This window comes from Acinetobacter sp. SwsAc4, assembly GCF_013391535.1.
In the GTDB taxonomy this organism is placed as follows: Bacteria; Pseudomonadota; Gammaproteobacteria; order Pseudomonadales; family Moraxellaceae; genus Acinetobacter.
Window position 1 is genome coordinate 69,827 of sequence record NZ_JACAXC010000003.1, and the last position, 15,765, is coordinate 85,591.

The 15,765-nt window shown below is 39.4% G+C and carries 14 protein-coding genes; 10 read left to right on the forward strand and 4 right to left on the reverse strand.

The window, feature by feature from the left end:
- The first annotated feature begins 6 nt into the window (after positions 1-6).
- Both pstB and sohB read left to right on the forward strand, forming a co-directional pair.
- A complete protein-coding gene (gene pstB, locus HYG88_RS02910; RefSeq protein ID WP_218647826.1) occupies positions 7-921 on the forward strand; it encodes a phosphate ABC transporter ATP-binding protein PstB in 915 nt (304 codons plus the stop codon).
- Positions 922-1,067: 146 nt separating this feature from the next.
- Positions 1,068-2,030 (forward strand): protease SohB, encoded by a 963-nt coding sequence (gene sohB, locus HYG88_RS02915; protein ID WP_178882559.1) that lies wholly within the window; start codon positions 1,068-1,070, stop codon positions 2,028-2,030.
- Between the two features lie 32 nt (positions 2,031-2,062).
- Here the strand turns inward: sohB and HYG88_RS02920 are convergent, their stop codons facing one another.
- Positions 2,063-2,698 (reverse strand): DUF2238 domain-containing protein, encoded by a 636-nt coding sequence (locus tag HYG88_RS02920; RefSeq protein WP_005157906.1) that lies wholly within the window; start codon positions 2,696-2,698, stop codon positions 2,063-2,065.
- A gap of 41 nt (positions 2,699-2,739) precedes the next feature.
- On the reverse strand, positions 2,740-3,087 hold the full coding sequence (locus tag HYG88_RS02925; protein ID WP_178882560.1) for a hypothetical protein: 348 nt from the start codon (positions 3,085-3,087) through the stop codon (positions 2,740-2,742).
- 190 nt (positions 3,088-3,277) lie between these two features.
- Between HYG88_RS02925 and HYG88_RS02930 the strand changes: the two genes are divergently transcribed.
- Entirely contained in the window at positions 3,278-3,673 is a 396-nt protein-coding gene (locus HYG88_RS02930; protein ID WP_178882561.1) for a hypothetical protein, read from the forward strand.
- Here HYG88_RS02930 and rsmD read toward each other — a convergent pair.
- Positions 3,670-4,218, reverse strand: a complete 549-nt coding sequence (gene rsmD / locus HYG88_RS02935) for a 16S rRNA (guanine(966)-N(2))-methyltransferase RsmD (protein ID WP_178882562.1) — start codon at positions 4,216-4,218, stop codon at positions 3,670-3,672. The two genes, HYG88_RS02930 and rsmD, sit on opposite strands and share 4 nt — an antisense overlap.
- Positions 4,218-6,215 (reverse strand): penicillin-binding protein 2, encoded by a 1,998-nt coding sequence (mrdA, locus tag HYG88_RS02940; RefSeq protein ID WP_178882563.1) that lies wholly within the window; start codon positions 6,213-6,215, stop codon positions 4,218-4,220. The genes rsmD and mrdA overlap by 1 nt, the downstream gene beginning before the upstream one ends.
- A gap of 241 nt (positions 6,216-6,456) precedes the next feature.
- On the opposite strand from mrdA, the gene HYG88_RS02945 reads away from it, so the two are divergent.
- From HYG88_RS02945 to HYG88_RS02975, 7 genes are all read left to right on the forward strand, one after another.
- Positions 6,457-6,978: a hypothetical protein gene (locus HYG88_RS02945; RefSeq protein WP_178882564.1), complete on the forward strand. Its 522-nt coding sequence runs from the start codon at positions 6,457-6,459 to the stop codon at positions 6,976-6,978.
- Between the two features lie 63 nt (positions 6,979-7,041).
- Positions 7,042-8,355 carry a hypothetical protein gene (locus tag HYG88_RS02950; protein WP_005157894.1) on the forward strand — a complete coding sequence of 438 codons (1,314 nt, stop codon included), beginning with the start codon at positions 7,042-7,044 and terminating at the stop codon, positions 8,353-8,355.
- 83 nt (positions 8,356-8,438) lie between these two features.
- Positions 8,439-9,092, forward strand: coding sequence for an adenylate kinase (gene adk, locus HYG88_RS02955; protein ID WP_178882565.1), 654 nt, complete (start codon positions 8,439-8,441; stop codon positions 9,090-9,092).
- Positions 9,093-9,276: 184 nt separating this feature from the next.
- Positions 9,277-10,608, forward strand: a complete 1,332-nt coding sequence (locus HYG88_RS02960; protein WP_178882566.1) for an SWIM zinc finger domain-containing protein — start codon at positions 9,277-9,279, stop codon at positions 10,606-10,608.
- Positions 10,599-12,236, forward strand: a complete 1,638-nt coding sequence (locus HYG88_RS02965; RefSeq protein WP_178882567.1) for a hypothetical protein — start codon at positions 10,599-10,601, stop codon at positions 12,234-12,236. The genes HYG88_RS02960 and HYG88_RS02965 overlap by 10 nt, the downstream gene beginning before the upstream one ends.
- A 32-nt stretch (positions 12,237-12,268) precedes the next feature.
- Positions 12,269-13,351 (forward strand): AAA family ATPase, encoded by a 1,083-nt coding sequence (locus HYG88_RS02970; protein WP_178882568.1) that lies wholly within the window; start codon positions 12,269-12,271, stop codon positions 13,349-13,351.
- 74 nt (positions 13,352-13,425) lie between these two features.
- On the forward strand, positions 13,426-15,765 hold the full coding sequence (locus HYG88_RS02975; RefSeq protein ID WP_178882569.1) for a DUF5682 family protein: 2,340 nt from the start codon (positions 13,426-13,428) through the stop codon (positions 15,763-15,765).

Genomic DNA, 15,765 nt, shown 5'->3' on the forward strand with positions numbered 1-15,765 from the left:
AGTACAATGAATACGATTGATATTATGAACGCCGTAGAAAAGGATAAGTCAGTGAATCCACAGCAAACAGAATTTACTTCATCTGAAGCGCCAGTTCAGCAATCGAATACTGCGTTTGTTTCTCAGTTTGAAACAGCTTCATCGAATAAAAAGCCAAAAGTAAATGATGTGAAAATCAGTACCAAAGATGTTCATGTTTATTATGGTGAAACTGAAGCAATCAAAGGTATTGATATCGATATTTATCAAAATGAAGTGATTGCATTTATTGGACCATCGGGTTGTGGTAAGTCAACATTCCTGCGTACCTTAAACCGTATGAATGACACGATTGACAGTTGTCGCGTGACTGGTAAAGTAACACTCGATAACCAAGATATTTACGATCCAAATCTTGATGTAGTGTTGCTGCGTGCTCAAGTGGGTATGGTATTCCAAAAGCCAAATCCATTCCCGAAATCAATTTTTGATAACGTTGCTTACGGACCAAAACTGCATGGTTTAGCACGTGATAAATATGACTTAGAAGAAATTGTTGAAAACAGCCTACGTAAGGCAGGCCTGTGGGATGAGGTGAAAGATCGTCTCAGCCAACCTGGTACTGGTTTATCTGGTGGTCAGCAACAGCGTTTATGTATTGCACGTACCATTGCTGTAAGTCCAGAAGTCATCTTAATGGATGAACCATGTTCAGCACTGGATCCAATTGCGACCGCAAAAATTGAAGAGTTGATTTCAGAACTTTCTGAACAATATACCATTGCAATCGTAACTCACTCGATGCAACAAGCTGCACGTGTATCTGATCGTACTGCTTACTTCCATTTAGGTGATTTGATCGAAGTCAATTCAACTGAAAAAGTCTTTACTCAGCCTGATCATCAATTGACTGAAGCTTATATTACGGGTCGTTTTGGTTGATTCTTGCTGAATAAATTAAAGAGCCTTCGGGCTCTTTTTTTATGAGATAGATGAAAATGAATCTATTTTGCAAAATCACTATTGAATTTTTATTCAACAGGCCACATCTTAGTCGAATAAAGCCGAACTTATAGAGCACTTACTTTATGTTATTCCATTTACCTAAATTTCCTGCTGAAATTCGTATTAGTCATTTAAATGCGCGTGTGAATGAACAAAGAAAAAGAATTGCACAAACAACAGCATCTCGTTTGGAATTACTACAACTCGTTCAACAACTTGCTAAAGAAGCAAAGATTCGAAAAAAAAATGATCAAAAAATTTATGTGCTTGACTTTAAAGGTGATGTGCAAGCATCTGCGGTAGATACTATTCGTGAAGAAATTACTTTAATTTTAGCAACTGCAAAAGCAGGGCATGACCGTGTCGTTGTACGTTTAGAAAGCCCTGGTGGTATGGTTCATGGTTATGGTCTAGCTGCTGCTCAATTGGTTCGTTTACGTGATGCCGGTTTTAATGTCACGATTTGTGTGGATAAAGTCGCTGCAAGTGGCGGTTATATGATGGCATGTATTGCCAATGAAATTATTTCTGCTCCTTTTGCGGTTGTAGGTTCGATAGGAGTGGTTGCTCAAGTTCCAAACTTCAATCGTTTATTGAAGCAACATAATGTTGATTTCGAGCTGTATACTGCGGGCGAATACAAACGTACTGTGACGATGTTTGGTGAGAATACGCCAGAAGGTAAAGCGAAATTTGAAGAAGAGTTACAACAAACCCATTCTTTATTTAAGCACTTTGTTGAGAAGTATCGTCCACAATTAGATGTTGCTAAGGTTGCAACAGGTGAGCACTGGTACGGTGAAGATGCACGTGAATTAAATCTGGTTGATAAATTGCAAACCTCTGATGAATATTTGTTAAGCCTATTACCAAAACATGATGTGTATGTGATCAATACCCGTAAGCGCCCAACTTTTGGTGAAAAGCTAGGGTTGCAGGCGGCACAAATGGCTGAAACTCTGATTCCAACGCTGATGGGTAAAATCGCTGATAGTCTCGCCAAGGCAAACAGCACGTTGGTTCAGATGCGTGACCCTAATTTTTAATCAATTTGTCCTGATCAAAGAAAAGCACCTGTTTAAGGTGCTTTTCTTTTGCTTTTGCCTAAATAGAGCAGCCCTGTAAAGATTGATCCGATTGTGGCCAGAAACATATCCTTGTGTGCATCCCACATATCTCCCTGCTGTCCATTATAGTTTTCTGCATCTTCAGGCGATAAACCAATGGATAGTCCCCATTCGAGCAACTCATAGAGCATACTGGAAGCCATCACAAACTGGATCACCAGCAGGAACAAAGTCAATGGTTTTGCGGTAGGAAACCAGACCTGAAAACAACGGAGAAAAAATGGGTAAAGCAATAATCCATAAGCAAAATGCACCAGTCGATCATACATGTTGCGAGACCAGCCCATCACCTGATTCAGGTCAAAATGAAATAGGGACTTTAACCATTCATTGTAAGGCACATAGGAGTACAAATAATGTGCCGCAACAATATGGATGAAAAGGAAAAGCAGGTACAAGCAAAAACTGGAAAAATTGATGCCTATTTTTTTCATGCTGATGATCAGCACAACCAGCATAAACACGGTGCCCACCTGATGCAGGAGATAGGACTCAAGCTCAAGCGGCTGTATGCTGGCAATTGCCACGGCAAGGGCGATGACCCCAAGCGCAATATAATGTTTTAAACCAAGTTGTTTTTCAATCATGCTGCATCCGAGAAGAAAAAATCATCAGGCAGGTTGATTTATCATTGTTCGGTTGAAACTGGTATTAAAGGTGACGCTGCAACCCCACCAAGCGCCTGACAAGCCTGTAGATAGAGCTGGTACTTTTGTTGTACAACTTCATCGAGTGGAATGTCAAACAGGTCTTCACCATTTTTATACTGTTCAATATAGGTGCTGGCTTTGTCCTTGTTTGCGGCAAGGGTCTGTTGATAAAAATTGGTAATGGAAGAGGTGGCAAGCTGGCTGGTCTCCACGTTGCTACACTGGAAACGCTGTAAAAATTTTTCAGCACGTTTGACTTCACTTGATTGTCCAAATACACATCCTGTTAATTGGGCAATCACAATCAGCACGCATAAGATCTTCATGATATTTAGAATAAAAATTTTTAAAGATTGTTATTGTATATAGAATTTATTCTGTAAATAAATTAATTATGTCTAATATAAGCAATTAAATGACTTAAATAGTGTGGCATAAAATCCAGTTTTGAGATGAAGCGCATATTTTTTTCTATATATTTGATTTTAATCATGTAATATAATTGGGAAAACAAAAATGAAAAATTTATCCTATTTTATCTTATTTTTCTCCTGTGCCTGTCATGCAGGGGATTATAATTTTTTTACAGAGGTCAATGATGATACTGAAGAAATGTTTGACTCTGCCTATCCACAGCAAGAGAAAACAGATTATTCAATCTTGCATAATCTGTTTTTCCAAGATGATCGTTGGCGTGTTTATAACTATACCGCTTACCAAACCAATCAATTTAATCAAAAGATGTTAACGGGAGATACGAGCAATCTCTCTTTAGATGATTTTTCGATTTCACTTGGATACGGTATGGTGTATCAATTGAATAAAAATAATCGGATTGGTTATGAATATCTTTCCAGTTTTCCATTTGATCGGGGCCGATTAATTCGATTATTTTGGTTGCGCATTTTTTAAGATTTTTTCTGGTATAAACCCGCTCTGACAATTCCTGCTTTGGTTTCTTTAATTTTTTGCCAACTAGATGGAAGTTTTAATTGAGATAATTCTCGATCTGCCTCTACATAAATAAAGGCATTTTCCGTAATAATAGGATCAGCTAATTCAGCAAGTTCTTCCCATAATTCTAGGTCGTAGGGGGGGTCTAAAAAAACAACCTCAAAATAAGTATTTAATTGCTTTAATGCTTGCTGTGCAGTGAGTGTTAGTAGCTGACAATTTTCTGCTTTTAGCAATTGAATGTTTTCTTTTAAAAAGCGAGCTTGAATCGGGTTGGGTTCGATCATGACGACTTTTGCAGCGCCGCGTGATAAAGCTTCAAATGCTAGCGCACCAGAGCCGCTACATAAATCTAAAACTTGTGAATTTTGTATATCCCACATGAGCCAATTAAATAATGTCTCTCTTACTCGATCTGGTGTCGGACGTAAACCTTCAATGCTAGCGAATGGTAGCGTTCTACGTTTCCAATCACCACCGATGATACGTAATTGATTTTTCATTACTCAGTGACTCCATCATTAGAATGAGAAGCAGTAGTAGTTGTAACTGAACTTGCTGCTGGTGTAGATGCAGGTGAATCAGAACTACTTGGTAGTTCACCGGGCTTAATACCAGCAGTCATTAAACCGCCACTCACTTGATGGTTGGCTGGACGAATAGGATTATTTTTACGAGTGACTAGCCAGTAATCAAAGACTGGACGTGCAAGTTGAGCCGCTGATCCGCCATGTTTACCATTTTCCCAAACGACAGCAATTGCGATTTGAGGATTATCCGCTGGTGCAAAGCCAACAAATAAACCGTGATCCCATTGTCGGGAGGAAAGAGCGGCTTCATTATAACGTTTGCCCTGAGCAATACTTTTGACCTGAGCTGTACCTGTTTTACCTGCAATAGAATATTGTAATCCGCCCTTAATACCACGCCCCGTTCCAGATTGAATCACGTCTATCATGGCTGCATGCATGTTAAGCCAATCTTGCTCTGTACCATTAAATTGAATTTTACCGTCAGGAGCATTGTGCACAGAATATTTTTTTGCGCCTTTATTATCACGTAAAACGTGAGGTGTAACGTGAGCGCCTTTGTTCGCAGTAATTGCTACAGCCATCGCAAGTTGTAATGGGGTAGCAGTAAATGCGCCTTGTCCAATACTCACAGAAATCGTTTCACCTTTTAACCATTTCGATTTGCGTGTACGCATTTTCCAGTCTGGACTTGGATATAAACCTGTGCTTTCACTTGGTAAATCTACACCTGTTTTTGCGCCGAAGCCAAATTGTCGCATCCAGTCATTCATTTTTTCGATACCCATACGATAAGACAAGATATAAAAATAGGTATCACAAGATACAACTTCGGCTTTATGTAAATTTACAGCACCATGACCTGTCTTTTTATGATCACGGAAGCGGTGGCTATCTCCTGGTAAATTAAAATAACCAGGATCAGAAATTGCTGTGCCCCAATCGACGAGTCCGTAATGAATTCCGCCAAGTCCGAACATCGGCTTAATTGTCGAACCCGGTGGATAAACGCCTTGTACGGCACGGTTATAAAGTGGTTGGTCTAAGTTGTCACGTAAACCACTATAATCTTTTGAACTGATACCTGTAACAAATAAATTTGGATTAAAACTTGGGCTAGATACCAGTGCTAAAATTTCTCCAGTTCGAGGATCCATGGCTACAATTGCACCACGACGATCTGCCAACTGTTGAGCTGCAATGGTTTGAAGACCATAATCTATCGATAAATAAAGATCATTTCCACGCGTTGGGTTTTGACGACCTAAATGACGGAGTACATTACCATGTGCATCGGCTTCAACGGATTCATAACCTGGTGTTCCATGTAATAACTCTTCATAGCTTTTTTCTGCACCAATTTTTCCAATCAGGTTGGTACCTGCATATAAATCTTTATCAATAGATTTTAATTCTTTGTCATTAATTCGCCCCACATAACCGATCACATGGGCAAACAATTCGCCATGAGGATAGTAACGTGTCATTTGTGTTTCAATTTTCACACCCGGGAAGTCGTATTTAACTTCGCTGAATTTCGCAATATCTGCCTCAGTCAGATTTAACTTGATGGCAATTCTTTCCGTTTTACGTGCAGTTTTTACGCGACTTTTAAAACGATCGACATCTTCTTGGGTTAAGCTCAGTATTGGAATTAAACGTGCAATGGTTCCATCAATATCTGTGACATCTGTACGACTGAGTGTTGCTGTAAAAACAGGATAATTATCCGCTAAGAGTACGCCATTGCGATCATAAATATAACCACGTGCGGGTGGAAGAGGCTGTAAACGAATTCGGTTTTTATCAGAGGCTGTTGTAAAGTCGTCGTAATGAATAATCTGTAAATATGCATAACGGCAAATTAATAAAAGTAGAAAAGTAGCGACGACTAATATAGCAAAGAAGATTCGACCCTTGTAAATGCGCTTTTCTTGCTGCATGTTTTTTAAAGGAAAGTGCTGTTTCATAGGGTGTCGACTTAAATTACAAGGGAGAAAATATAAAAGGCGCGCTATTTTAACGTAAGTTGCATGATCATACTGTAGTATTTTCAATACATCATCTGAATGATGATGCGACAGTTTTTGACTTTGCAGACATTAAAATTGTAGGGACTTGTATATTAGATGCAAAATAATTCTGTTAAAGTCTGAAGCTGTTTGAAATAGGATTGTCTAAGATACACTCTTAGGGAAAATGGAGAAAATAATGAAAAAATCTTACCTTTTACTAGCGGTTTTAGCATTCAACGGCGTTGTCCATGCTGAAGAAAATCCATATATGCCTGAAGCAAAATTAAAAGGGGCAAAAGACGTAGCAACTTGGAATATTGGTGCTGGTTTTACTAAAAAATTACTACATGCCAATCTTGAATGGGTAAATCCATACGGTATTGCTTATGCAAAAGTAGGCGCTTTTTTAAATGATGATAATGAACCTGGTGCGCAAATTGGCTTTCGTTATCCATATCATTTAACAGGTACAGATAAAAATGGTTATTACCTTGGTCTTTATGCTGGTCATATAGATAGTAAAAACTATGGCGGTAAACAAAAAGGGAATTTAGGTGTTGGTACTGATTTAGCATTTGTTTGGTTGAATAGTGACCGAATTAGTACATTTAGTGTGGGAGCGGGACTGCGTGACAAGATAGAAGATGGAAATGGGAAGACTGTAAAAAAAGCAGAGCCTGTTTTTCAGATTTCTTACACGTTAAGTTTTGGCTTATAGGGGCGTGACTGATTGTTCATTCTTTTATAGGTCTTAATGTATCAATAATTCTGAGAGTCATGCATGTTTGATTACGTCAATGAATTGTGGCAGATTTTTTTAAATCGGCCTGACCATCTGGCGGTCCTAAGTATTATTCCAGTGACAGCCCTAGTAACATGGGCTCATGTATGGATGGCTTTAAAAATGGTGTTTTACCCAATTAATTTTTGGGGATTCCATTTAGGACCATTACCTGTAGGTTGGCAGGGGATTGTGCCGCGTAAAGCAGGGCGTATTTCGGGCATCATTACCGATAATACATTATCTAAGTTGGGTTCATTGCGTGAGTTTTTAGAGGCAATGGATCCAGAAGATATGGCAATGATCATTGGTGAGCAAGTTGGTTTTGAGCTTGAACACTTAATTGATGAAGTCATGGTTGATCGTAATGCGGTGTTGTGGGAGAACTTACCATACTCGATTAAACGTCGAATTTATGCGCAAGCCCATAAACAGTTGCCAAATACATTAAAAGAACTTGTGACTGAGCTGACCATGAACGTCGAGTCACTTGTGGACATGCGGGAAATGGTGGTCAGCCAAATGGAAGGTGATCGCCGTTTAATGGTACGTATGTTCCTTAAAGTTGGTCAGAAAGAAATTAATTTTATTTGGCATATCAGTGCGTTAATTGGAATGTTCTTTGGGATTTTCCAAATGATCGTTTGGTTTGTGGTACCGTGGCATTGGACCGTTCCTTTTTGGGCATCAATCTGGGGCTTTTTAACAAACTGGATTGCGATTTGGATGGTATTTAACCCAATTGAACCGCATTATATCCGTTACCCACAGATTTTCCGTTTGACCAAAGACCGTAAGTTTCCATGGATCGTTCCTGTGCTAAGGATTGGTACATATAACGTTCAAGGTGCATTTATGAAACGCCAAGAGGAAGTTTCAGATGTATTTGCAAGCGTGGTAACTGAAGATTTAATTACTCTGAAATCCATCATGACTGAAATGATGTATGGTAGTAAAAAAGATAAAACTCGTCGGATTGTCAAGCGCCATATTAATGAAATTATGGAAACTCCATTGGTCAGAACTTCACTGCAACTTTCATTAGGGCCAAGAGAATATGCTAGACTCAAGACCGACTTGATTGATCGCTCAATTGAAATTACTATGGGTCCAGTATGTGACCCAGCTCTGAATGCAAGTCGTGCGCAGAAGATCTTTCAAATGTTTAGAGACCGCATCCGTGAACTAACACCGAAAGAGTTCCAGAATTTATTGCGACCTGCGTTCCAAGAAGATGAGTGGATCCTAATTGTATTGGGTGGTGTGACTGGTTTTTTTGCAGGTTTAATCCACTTATTTGTTGCTTTCTTATAATTAATTTGATGTTGGTTGAGCAATAAATCTGTATCATATTGCTCAATTTAAGATTTATTGTTTTTAAATGAGGATGTTCTTTTATGCGCATTATTTTACTCGGACCACCTGGGGCAGGTAAAGGTACTCAAGCTCAGTTGATCTGTAAGCGCTACAATATCCCACAAATTTCAACCGGTGATATGCTCCGTGCTGCAATTCGTGAAGGAACTGAACTAGGTCTTAAAGCTAAAAGTGTTATGGAGTCTGGTGGTTTAGTATCAGACGAACTCATTATTGGTTTGGTTCAAGAGCGTATTGCTCAACCAGATTGTGTGAACGGTTGTATTTTTGACGGTTTCCCACGTACGATTCCACAAGCCGAAGCTTTGGAAACGGCGGGTATTTCAATTGATCATGTGATCGAAATTGATGTTCCGGATGAAGAGATTGTTCAACGTCTTTCAGGTCGTCGTCAGCACCCAGCTTCTGGTCGTGTTTATCACCTTGTTTATAATCCACCTAAAGTAGAAGGTAAGGATGATGAAACTGGTGAAGACTTGGTACAACGTCCAGATGATCAAGAAGAAACGATTCGTAAGCGTTTAGGTTCATATCATAGTGAAACTGAACAATTAGTAGGTTTTTATCAAGGTCGTGCTGCTTCAGGTGAAGATGCACCAACTTATGATAAATTGAATGGCTTACGTGCAATCGAAGAAGTTCAAAAAGAATTATTTGCTATTTTAGATAAATAATTTAGTTTTGATAGAACTGTCTTATGTAGCCATAAGACAGTTTTTTTATACCTATAATTATCTACGACATAAAATGTCGCTATGTCAGATTAAATGATATAAAAACTAAACAAAAAACGTTATATTTCATTCAAGCGTACAATTTAAAAATACTGAAACTTAGAATTATTTTAAAGGGTTAACTATGTTGCTGACGATTCAATCTGATCAAGTCGAGCAAATTATTCCAGATGCAAGTTCGGCAAAATCAGCCAAGAAACTCGCAAAATTTGAAGCATGGAACAATATCTCGGGTTCGACTGATCAGTGGATTTGGGGAGAAATTCAGGGTAGTGCGATTTATCAAAGCGCAGTTTTTTTACCTGAACTTAAATGCGAATGTAGTTGTCCAAGTTTTAAACGACCTTGTAAACATGCTTTAGCATTATTGTTTGTCTATACCGAGTATCAAGATAAATTTACTGTGCAATCAGATGAACAAAGCATACCTGATCGAGTACAAAAATGGCGAGATAAAAAAACTAAAACACTTGAAAAGAAAGAAAACAAGATTGATAAACCGATTGATGAAGAAGCACGTGCGAAACGCCAATTGGCACGTGAGAAAAAAATGGATGCAGGCATTGAGGCATTACAAACATGGTTGAATGATATTGTCACGATGGGGCTTGGGAGATTACGTCAGCAACAACATGAAAAGTTCCGCGATATTCAAAGTCGTTTGGTCGATGCTCAAGTTGCAGGTTTAGTTAGTTATTTAGATGAGTTTTCGAGTGCGCTGTATCAAAGCAATTGGCAAATGCAGAGTTCATTTTGGTTAGCTAAATTACAAACAGCCGTTCATTTATGGCAAAACCGTCAACAGCTCAAACCAGAACTATATGAAGAATTAAAACAGCTTTTTGGTGTGAATTTACCAACTGATGCGTGGGATAACATATCCGCTCAGATACTTCATATTTATGCCTTAGGACAAGTAACTCAGGAGTTGGTCAATACCCGTGGACGTTATCGTCGTCAATGGCTGTGGGATAGTCAAAATTTACGCGACTATTTGCTATTAGATTTTGAAATTCCACCTTATTCGAACTTTGGCTTAACGTTGCCTTTCCAAAAACAACTGGCTCTAAATGCCAAACTTTATCCAGTGGTAAGCCAACAACGTCTTCGTTTAGAAGATAATTTAATGTCATTCAATGATTTGAGCCTAACGCTGGTTGCGCCAAAAGGCTTTGAAAATTTTGATCAAGCATTTACTCAGTATGCGAATGGATTAAAACAATATCCTTTGCAGCTAGTACGCTTTTTCTGGCTAGAGCAATTGCGTTTGGTCAAGCAGGATAAAGTAATTTATTTGGTCGATCAGGATCAAAAAATGTGTGAAATTGAGATTAAACAATTTGTTGAGTTATGGTTTTTAGTGGGGAATGAGCCATTTAGTGCAGGCGTTGAATGGAATGGATTGCAACTTAAACTGGTGAGTATTTGGCAAGGAGGGCACTTTGAATGTCTTTAAGCACATCATACAGTGAGTTTAATCAGCAGTTATTACTCAAACTGACGCTAGGGCAGCAGTTTAAACAGACTGTAAAAGTACCGAATGAATTGCAAGTCTATGCACCTAAACAGATTGATTCAGCTCAAGATTTATTGGTCTTGAATCAATATTGGGTGCTGATGCAACAAGCAGGTTATCAAGCACAAGGTGTATCTGAAACCTTACAAAAGAATATTGCTGAGAATGATCAGATAGAAAATGAAAAGCAATTGGATAATCAACTTGTGCAAATTTTGAAATGGGTTGTTGCACAAGAGTCGCCATTTTTATATCAAGATTGGGTTATTCAAATTTTCAAACTTGCTCAACTACAGCAGCGAGTGATTCCTCGTTATTTGGTGTTGAAAGTTTTACCACTATGTCGAAGCCCAGTGTTATTGGCATCAGTCTTACCAGAGTTTGCATTTCAGGGCGATGTGACAACGCGTTTGGATGATGCAAAAAGGGTGTGGAAATATGTGAAGCAACAAGACGCAGCGCCCTTGATCCGTCAATTACAAAAATCAAAAAGTAGCGAATGGTCTTTGTTGATGAGCCAATTATGTGGTCAATTGCCGAACTTTATTCATCAACATATAGCAGAGTTTTGGTCACAATCGATTCAGAGAAATCATTTGCAAAGTCATGCTGAAAGTCTTGTGATGTATAACATGCCAGTCACTCAATTTGAAGCTTTATACCAGCATGTAAAAACATTAGAACCACAGAATGCAGCGACAGTAAGTAGTAATGCTGCATTAGCTTTCTATTTATATTATCAAGATAATGCACTTTATAACGAAGTTATGGCGTTAATGCGTGCGTGTTTGAGCTACGATACCCAAGCTAAAAAAGTTAAATTCAACATTAACTTAGATCAAGATGATGCACTCAATGATTATGGCTTTTTTGATCGAGAAGCTAATTTGGTTGAAAGTCGTAAAAGTTTAAAAACAGCTTACCAAAGTGCTCAAGTCGAGCAAGCTTATCAGGCATTTTGTGCAAGTTCACAGGGTGTACTTTATCTCAAAAGAATTTTAATCCAATTGCCACTTGCGTATTGGTTAGAATTATTTGGTACTTGGGATCATTTACTTTCATTGCATTCACAGCAAAAAGATTCACTTTGGAGTGCGTTTATTGTGTGTTGTTATCGAGAGCAACGACATGATTTAGCCTTATGGTTTTACCAACATCAAGTCAAATGGTGTGAAGCTGTAACGACATCAAGTGGGAACATGTTTGAACGTGAGTTATTCTTTACTTTGCTAGACCAAGAACCAGCAACTGGATTGTTATTAAAGCAACTTGAATCCCATTACCAAAATCAAGATTTAGAACATTTTTGGTTGTTGTTTCAGCGTGCTAAGGCGCTGCATGATGTTCAAAATATCTCAGAAATGGCAGTCGTATTATTACAACATGCATATGCGAACTTAGATTTGCAGCAGGATCAGAAGAAATTTGCACTATTAAAAGAGCAGGCTCAATGGTTGATTTTGCAAGCTTATCCAATCGACATCAGTAGTTTACAAGCTCTTTTTTCTATTTCTGAATGGAAACAGCTCATTCAATTGAATCAGTACAAACAAAAACTTATTGCTTAATGATCAAGAAATCATAAATTAGGATAATCAACATGTCTCAACAAGTTTTACGTGCGCGTGCAGAACAACAGTTTTCTCATGAATTAGATGCATTAAAAGCACATGACAGTTTAGTAAAACCTCCACAATGGCAACTTTCGCCTAAAGCAGTCGTAGATTACTTATTGGGTACAACACTGCCAGATGGAACAGAAATTTCACCAAAATATATTGGTAATCGCCGTTTGATGGAAATTGCTGTTGCGACATTGGCGACTGATCGTGCCTTGTTGTTATTAGGCGTACCAGGCACAGCAAAATCATGGGTATCAGAACATTTAGCAGCGGCGATTTCAGGTAATAGTGCTTTATTGATTCAAGGTACGGCAGGTACGAGCGAAGATACTCTACGTTATAGTTGGAATTATGCCCAACTTTTATCCAAAGGTCCGAGTGAAGATGCTTTGGTGAAAAGCCCGATGTTACGTGCGATGCAAGAAGGCAAGATCGCACGTGTGGAGGAACTGACTCGTATTCCTGCCGATGTACAAGATACGTTGATTACTTTACTTTCAGAGAAAAATTTACCTGTTCCTGAGTTAGGAATTGAGTATCAAGCGGTACAAGGTTTTAGTGTGATTGCCACCGCCAATAATCGTGATAAAGGGGTGAATGAACTCTCCTCTGCGTTAAAGCGTCGTTTTAATACGGTAATTTTACCGCCGCCTGCTACGATTGCTGAGGAAATAGAAATCGTACAAAAACGCGTTCAATCTTTGGGCAAGAGTTTACAACTACCTGAGATTCAGCCTTTGGATGCTCAAATTCAAAAACTGGTGACGATTTTTAGAGAGCTGCGTCATGGGCAAACCTTAGATGGCAAGCAAAAGCTCAAAACCACCACAGGAACTTTATCAACGGCTGAAGCCATTTCAGTGATGAGTCATGGTTGGGTGATGGCAGGGCATTTTGGTTCGGGCAATCTCACTGATCATGAGTTGGCGGCAGGTCTGCAAGGTGCAGTATTAAAAGATCCTGTGCAAGATATCGTACCTTGGAAAGAATATGTTGAAACGGTGATTAAACAACGTGAGGGTTGGCAAGACCTGTATCGTGCTTGTCGTGATTTAGAATAAAACCAAATAATAAAAACCTCATCCCAATCTTCTCCTTGAAAGGGAGAAGCTGTGATCGGAATAAAGGATAAAAAATGCTGCATATTCTCGGTATTCGTCATCATGGGCCAGGTTCGGCGCGTAGTGTCTGTAATGCTTTGGCTTCGATTCAACCTGATTGTATTTTGATTGAAGGACCACCTGATGCCAATGCAGTCATTGCTCAATTGCAACATGCAGATTTTAAGCCGCCTGTGGCGTTGTTGTTGAATACCCCTGTACAAAAAGAAGTGCGATCACAGGCAGTATTCTATCCTTTTGCTGAATTTTCGCCTGAGTGGCAAGCTTTGCAATATGCGTTGCGTCAGCAAATTGCAGTAGAGTTTATGGATCTGCCTTTGCAACATCGTTTTGCGTTGGAAAAACAATGGGCAGAGCAACGTTTACAGCAAGCTTCAGCAGACGAGCAAGAGATTGAGTCTAATCAGCAAGGTGATGTTGAGCCAGAACAGAATTTGGAACAGCATTATCTTTCGATTCGCCGAGATCCAATTCAATTGTTGGCAGAGCAGGCAGGCTATCAAGACAGCGAACGTTTTTGGGAGCATTTGGTCGAACAGCAGCCACACGCTGGACAAATGTTTGCCGCAATTAGTGATGCCATGGCAGCTTTACGTGATTATTTGCTAAGCCAGCAACCTGAAAATTATAGTAGTGAAGACCAACTGCTAGAGCAGTATCGCGAAGCCTACATGCGCAAAGTGATCAAGCAGGCACAAAAGCAAGGCTACCAAAATATTGTGGTGATTTGTGGTGCATGGCATGCACCTGTATTGGCGGATTTAAAAGCGCAAAATAAAGCAGATACCACCTTGCTCAAAGGCTTACCTAAAGTCAAAGTTGATGCTGCATGGATTGCATGGACACATGGGCGTTTGAGCAGGGACAATGGCTATGGTGCAGGTGTACAAGCGGTTGGATGGTATACCCATCTTTGGAAGCATTACCAACAAGCCTTAGATGCAGAGGTTGATGGCGAAAAAATTACGATTGATTGGTTAAGCAAATTTGCCCATGCCTTACGCCAAGCAGGTCATGATGCTTCTAGTGCTCAGATTATTGATGCGGTACAACTGATTCAATCTTTATTGCAATTACGTGGACGACGTATTCCTGATTTGGAAGATTTATTTGAGGCAATTCGTTCGGTCTTAAATCACGGCTTAGATATTCCGCAACCGATTTTAGCTAAATTGCTTGAAGACGAGCAATTGGGGCAAGTGCCTGATGAGTTGATTGAATTGCCCATTCAAAAAGACTTTTTACAGCAAGTAAAGCATTTTCGCTTGAAACTCGAAGCACCGCATCGTGACATTAGTCTGGATTTACGTGAAGCCTTCGACTTGGCAAAAAGTCAATTTTTACATTGCGTGAAATTACTGGGTCTCGCTTGGGCAGAGTTAGCTGGTGCAGGCTCAAAGCAAGGTAACTTTAAAGAAGTTTGGCAGTTGTCTTGGCAGCCTGAAACTAGTTTATATCTGAATGAAATGTCGTTGTGGGGAAATAGCATTCATCTTGCCACACAAAGTTATGTCGAACATCAGATTAGACAATGTGAAGATGTGGCGCAAATTGCGCAACTGATCGAGAGCATTTTATTGTCTGGTTTGGATCAAAGCCTAAATTTGGCTTTGGATAAATTGAATGAGCTCACCACTCAGCATCAAGACCCAAGCATTATTTTGGCAACATTAAAGCCGCTTATTACGGCAATTCGTTATGGCAGTGTGCGCCAATTTTCAATGCAACATTTACATCAAGTGGTAGAACATTTAGCGATTCGTTTGATGTTGAGTTTGCCAAGTTATTGTGTACAACTGAATGCCGAAATGGCTCAGCAATTTGCCCAACAACTACAAACTTTATATGAGCTTTTAGAACAATTACAACAAGATGAATTGTTACGGCTCTGGCAAGAGACCTTACATCAGTTATTGCAGTTGGAACATATGCAAGGTTATTTGCATGGTTGTTGTGTGCGTTTAGCTCGAGAACAGCAGTTGATTGATGTGGAGCAAACACAGGGATTTCTATCTCGTGCTTTATCGCTTGGGCAGACGGCGGATTATAGTGCAGCTTGGTTTGAAGGTTTCTTGACCCATCAAGCTTTGTTATTGATTCATGAGCAAAGTCTTTGGGACACCGTGAGCCAATGGGTCAATAAATTAAAAGAGCAGCAATTCATTGAGTTATTGCCAATTTTGGCCAGAACAGCTTCAAGTTTTAGCCCTGCTGAAGCACAGCAATTAATTCAGAAAGTGACGCAAAAATCGACCGCAGTCAAACAAGAGGTCGGTACTTTAGATATTGCACGTGCTCAAACGGTATTAGATGAAATTTACGCATACTTACAGCCTGTTGCTGTCGAGGTTTAA

Excerpts from the sequence above, each read along its gene's own strand:
- pstB (WP_218647826.1), top strand. The coding sequence starts at position 7 with ATGAATACGATTGATATTATGAACGCCGTAGAAAAGGATAAGTCAGTG.
- mrdA (WP_178882563.1), bottom strand. The coding sequence starts at position 6,215 with ATGAAACAGCACTTTCCTTTAAAAAACATGCAGCAAGAAAAGCGCATT.
- HYG88_RS02945 (WP_178882564.1), top strand. The coding sequence starts at position 6,457 with ATGAAAAAATCTTACCTTTTACTAGCGGTTTTAGCATTCAACGGCGTT.
- HYG88_RS02960 (WP_178882566.1), top strand. The coding sequence starts at position 9,277 with ATGTTGCTGACGATTCAATCTGATCAAGTCGAGCAAATTATTCCAGAT.
- HYG88_RS02920 (WP_005157906.1), bottom strand. The coding sequence starts at position 2,698 with ATGATTGAAAAACAACTTGGTTTAAAACATTATATTGCGCTTGGGGTC.
- sohB (WP_178882559.1), top strand. The coding sequence starts at position 1,068 with ATGTTATTCCATTTACCTAAATTTCCTGCTGAAATTCGTATTAGTCAT.
- HYG88_RS02965 (WP_178882567.1), top strand. The coding sequence starts at position 10,599 with ATGTCTTTAAGCACATCATACAGTGAGTTTAATCAGCAGTTATTACTC.
- HYG88_RS02970 (WP_178882568.1), top strand. The coding sequence starts at position 12,269 with ATGTCTCAACAAGTTTTACGTGCGCGTGCAGAACAACAGTTTTCTCAT.
- adk (WP_178882565.1), top strand. The coding sequence starts at position 8,439 with ATGCGCATTATTTTACTCGGACCACCTGGGGCAGGTAAAGGTACTCAA.
- HYG88_RS02925 (WP_178882560.1), bottom strand. The coding sequence starts at position 3,087 with ATGAAGATCTTATGCGTGCTGATTGTGATTGCCCAATTAACAGGATGT.
- HYG88_RS02930 (WP_178882561.1), top strand. The coding sequence starts at position 3,278 with ATGAAAAATTTATCCTATTTTATCTTATTTTTCTCCTGTGCCTGTCAT.
- rsmD (WP_178882562.1), bottom strand. The coding sequence starts at position 4,218 with ATGAAAAATCAATTACGTATCATCGGTGGTGATTGGAAACGTAGAACG.
- HYG88_RS02975 (WP_178882569.1), top strand. The coding sequence starts at position 13,426 with ATGCTGCATATTCTCGGTATTCGTCATCATGGGCCAGGTTCGGCGCGT.
- HYG88_RS02950 (WP_005157894.1), top strand. The coding sequence starts at position 7,042 with ATGTTTGATTACGTCAATGAATTGTGGCAGATTTTTTTAAATCGGCCT.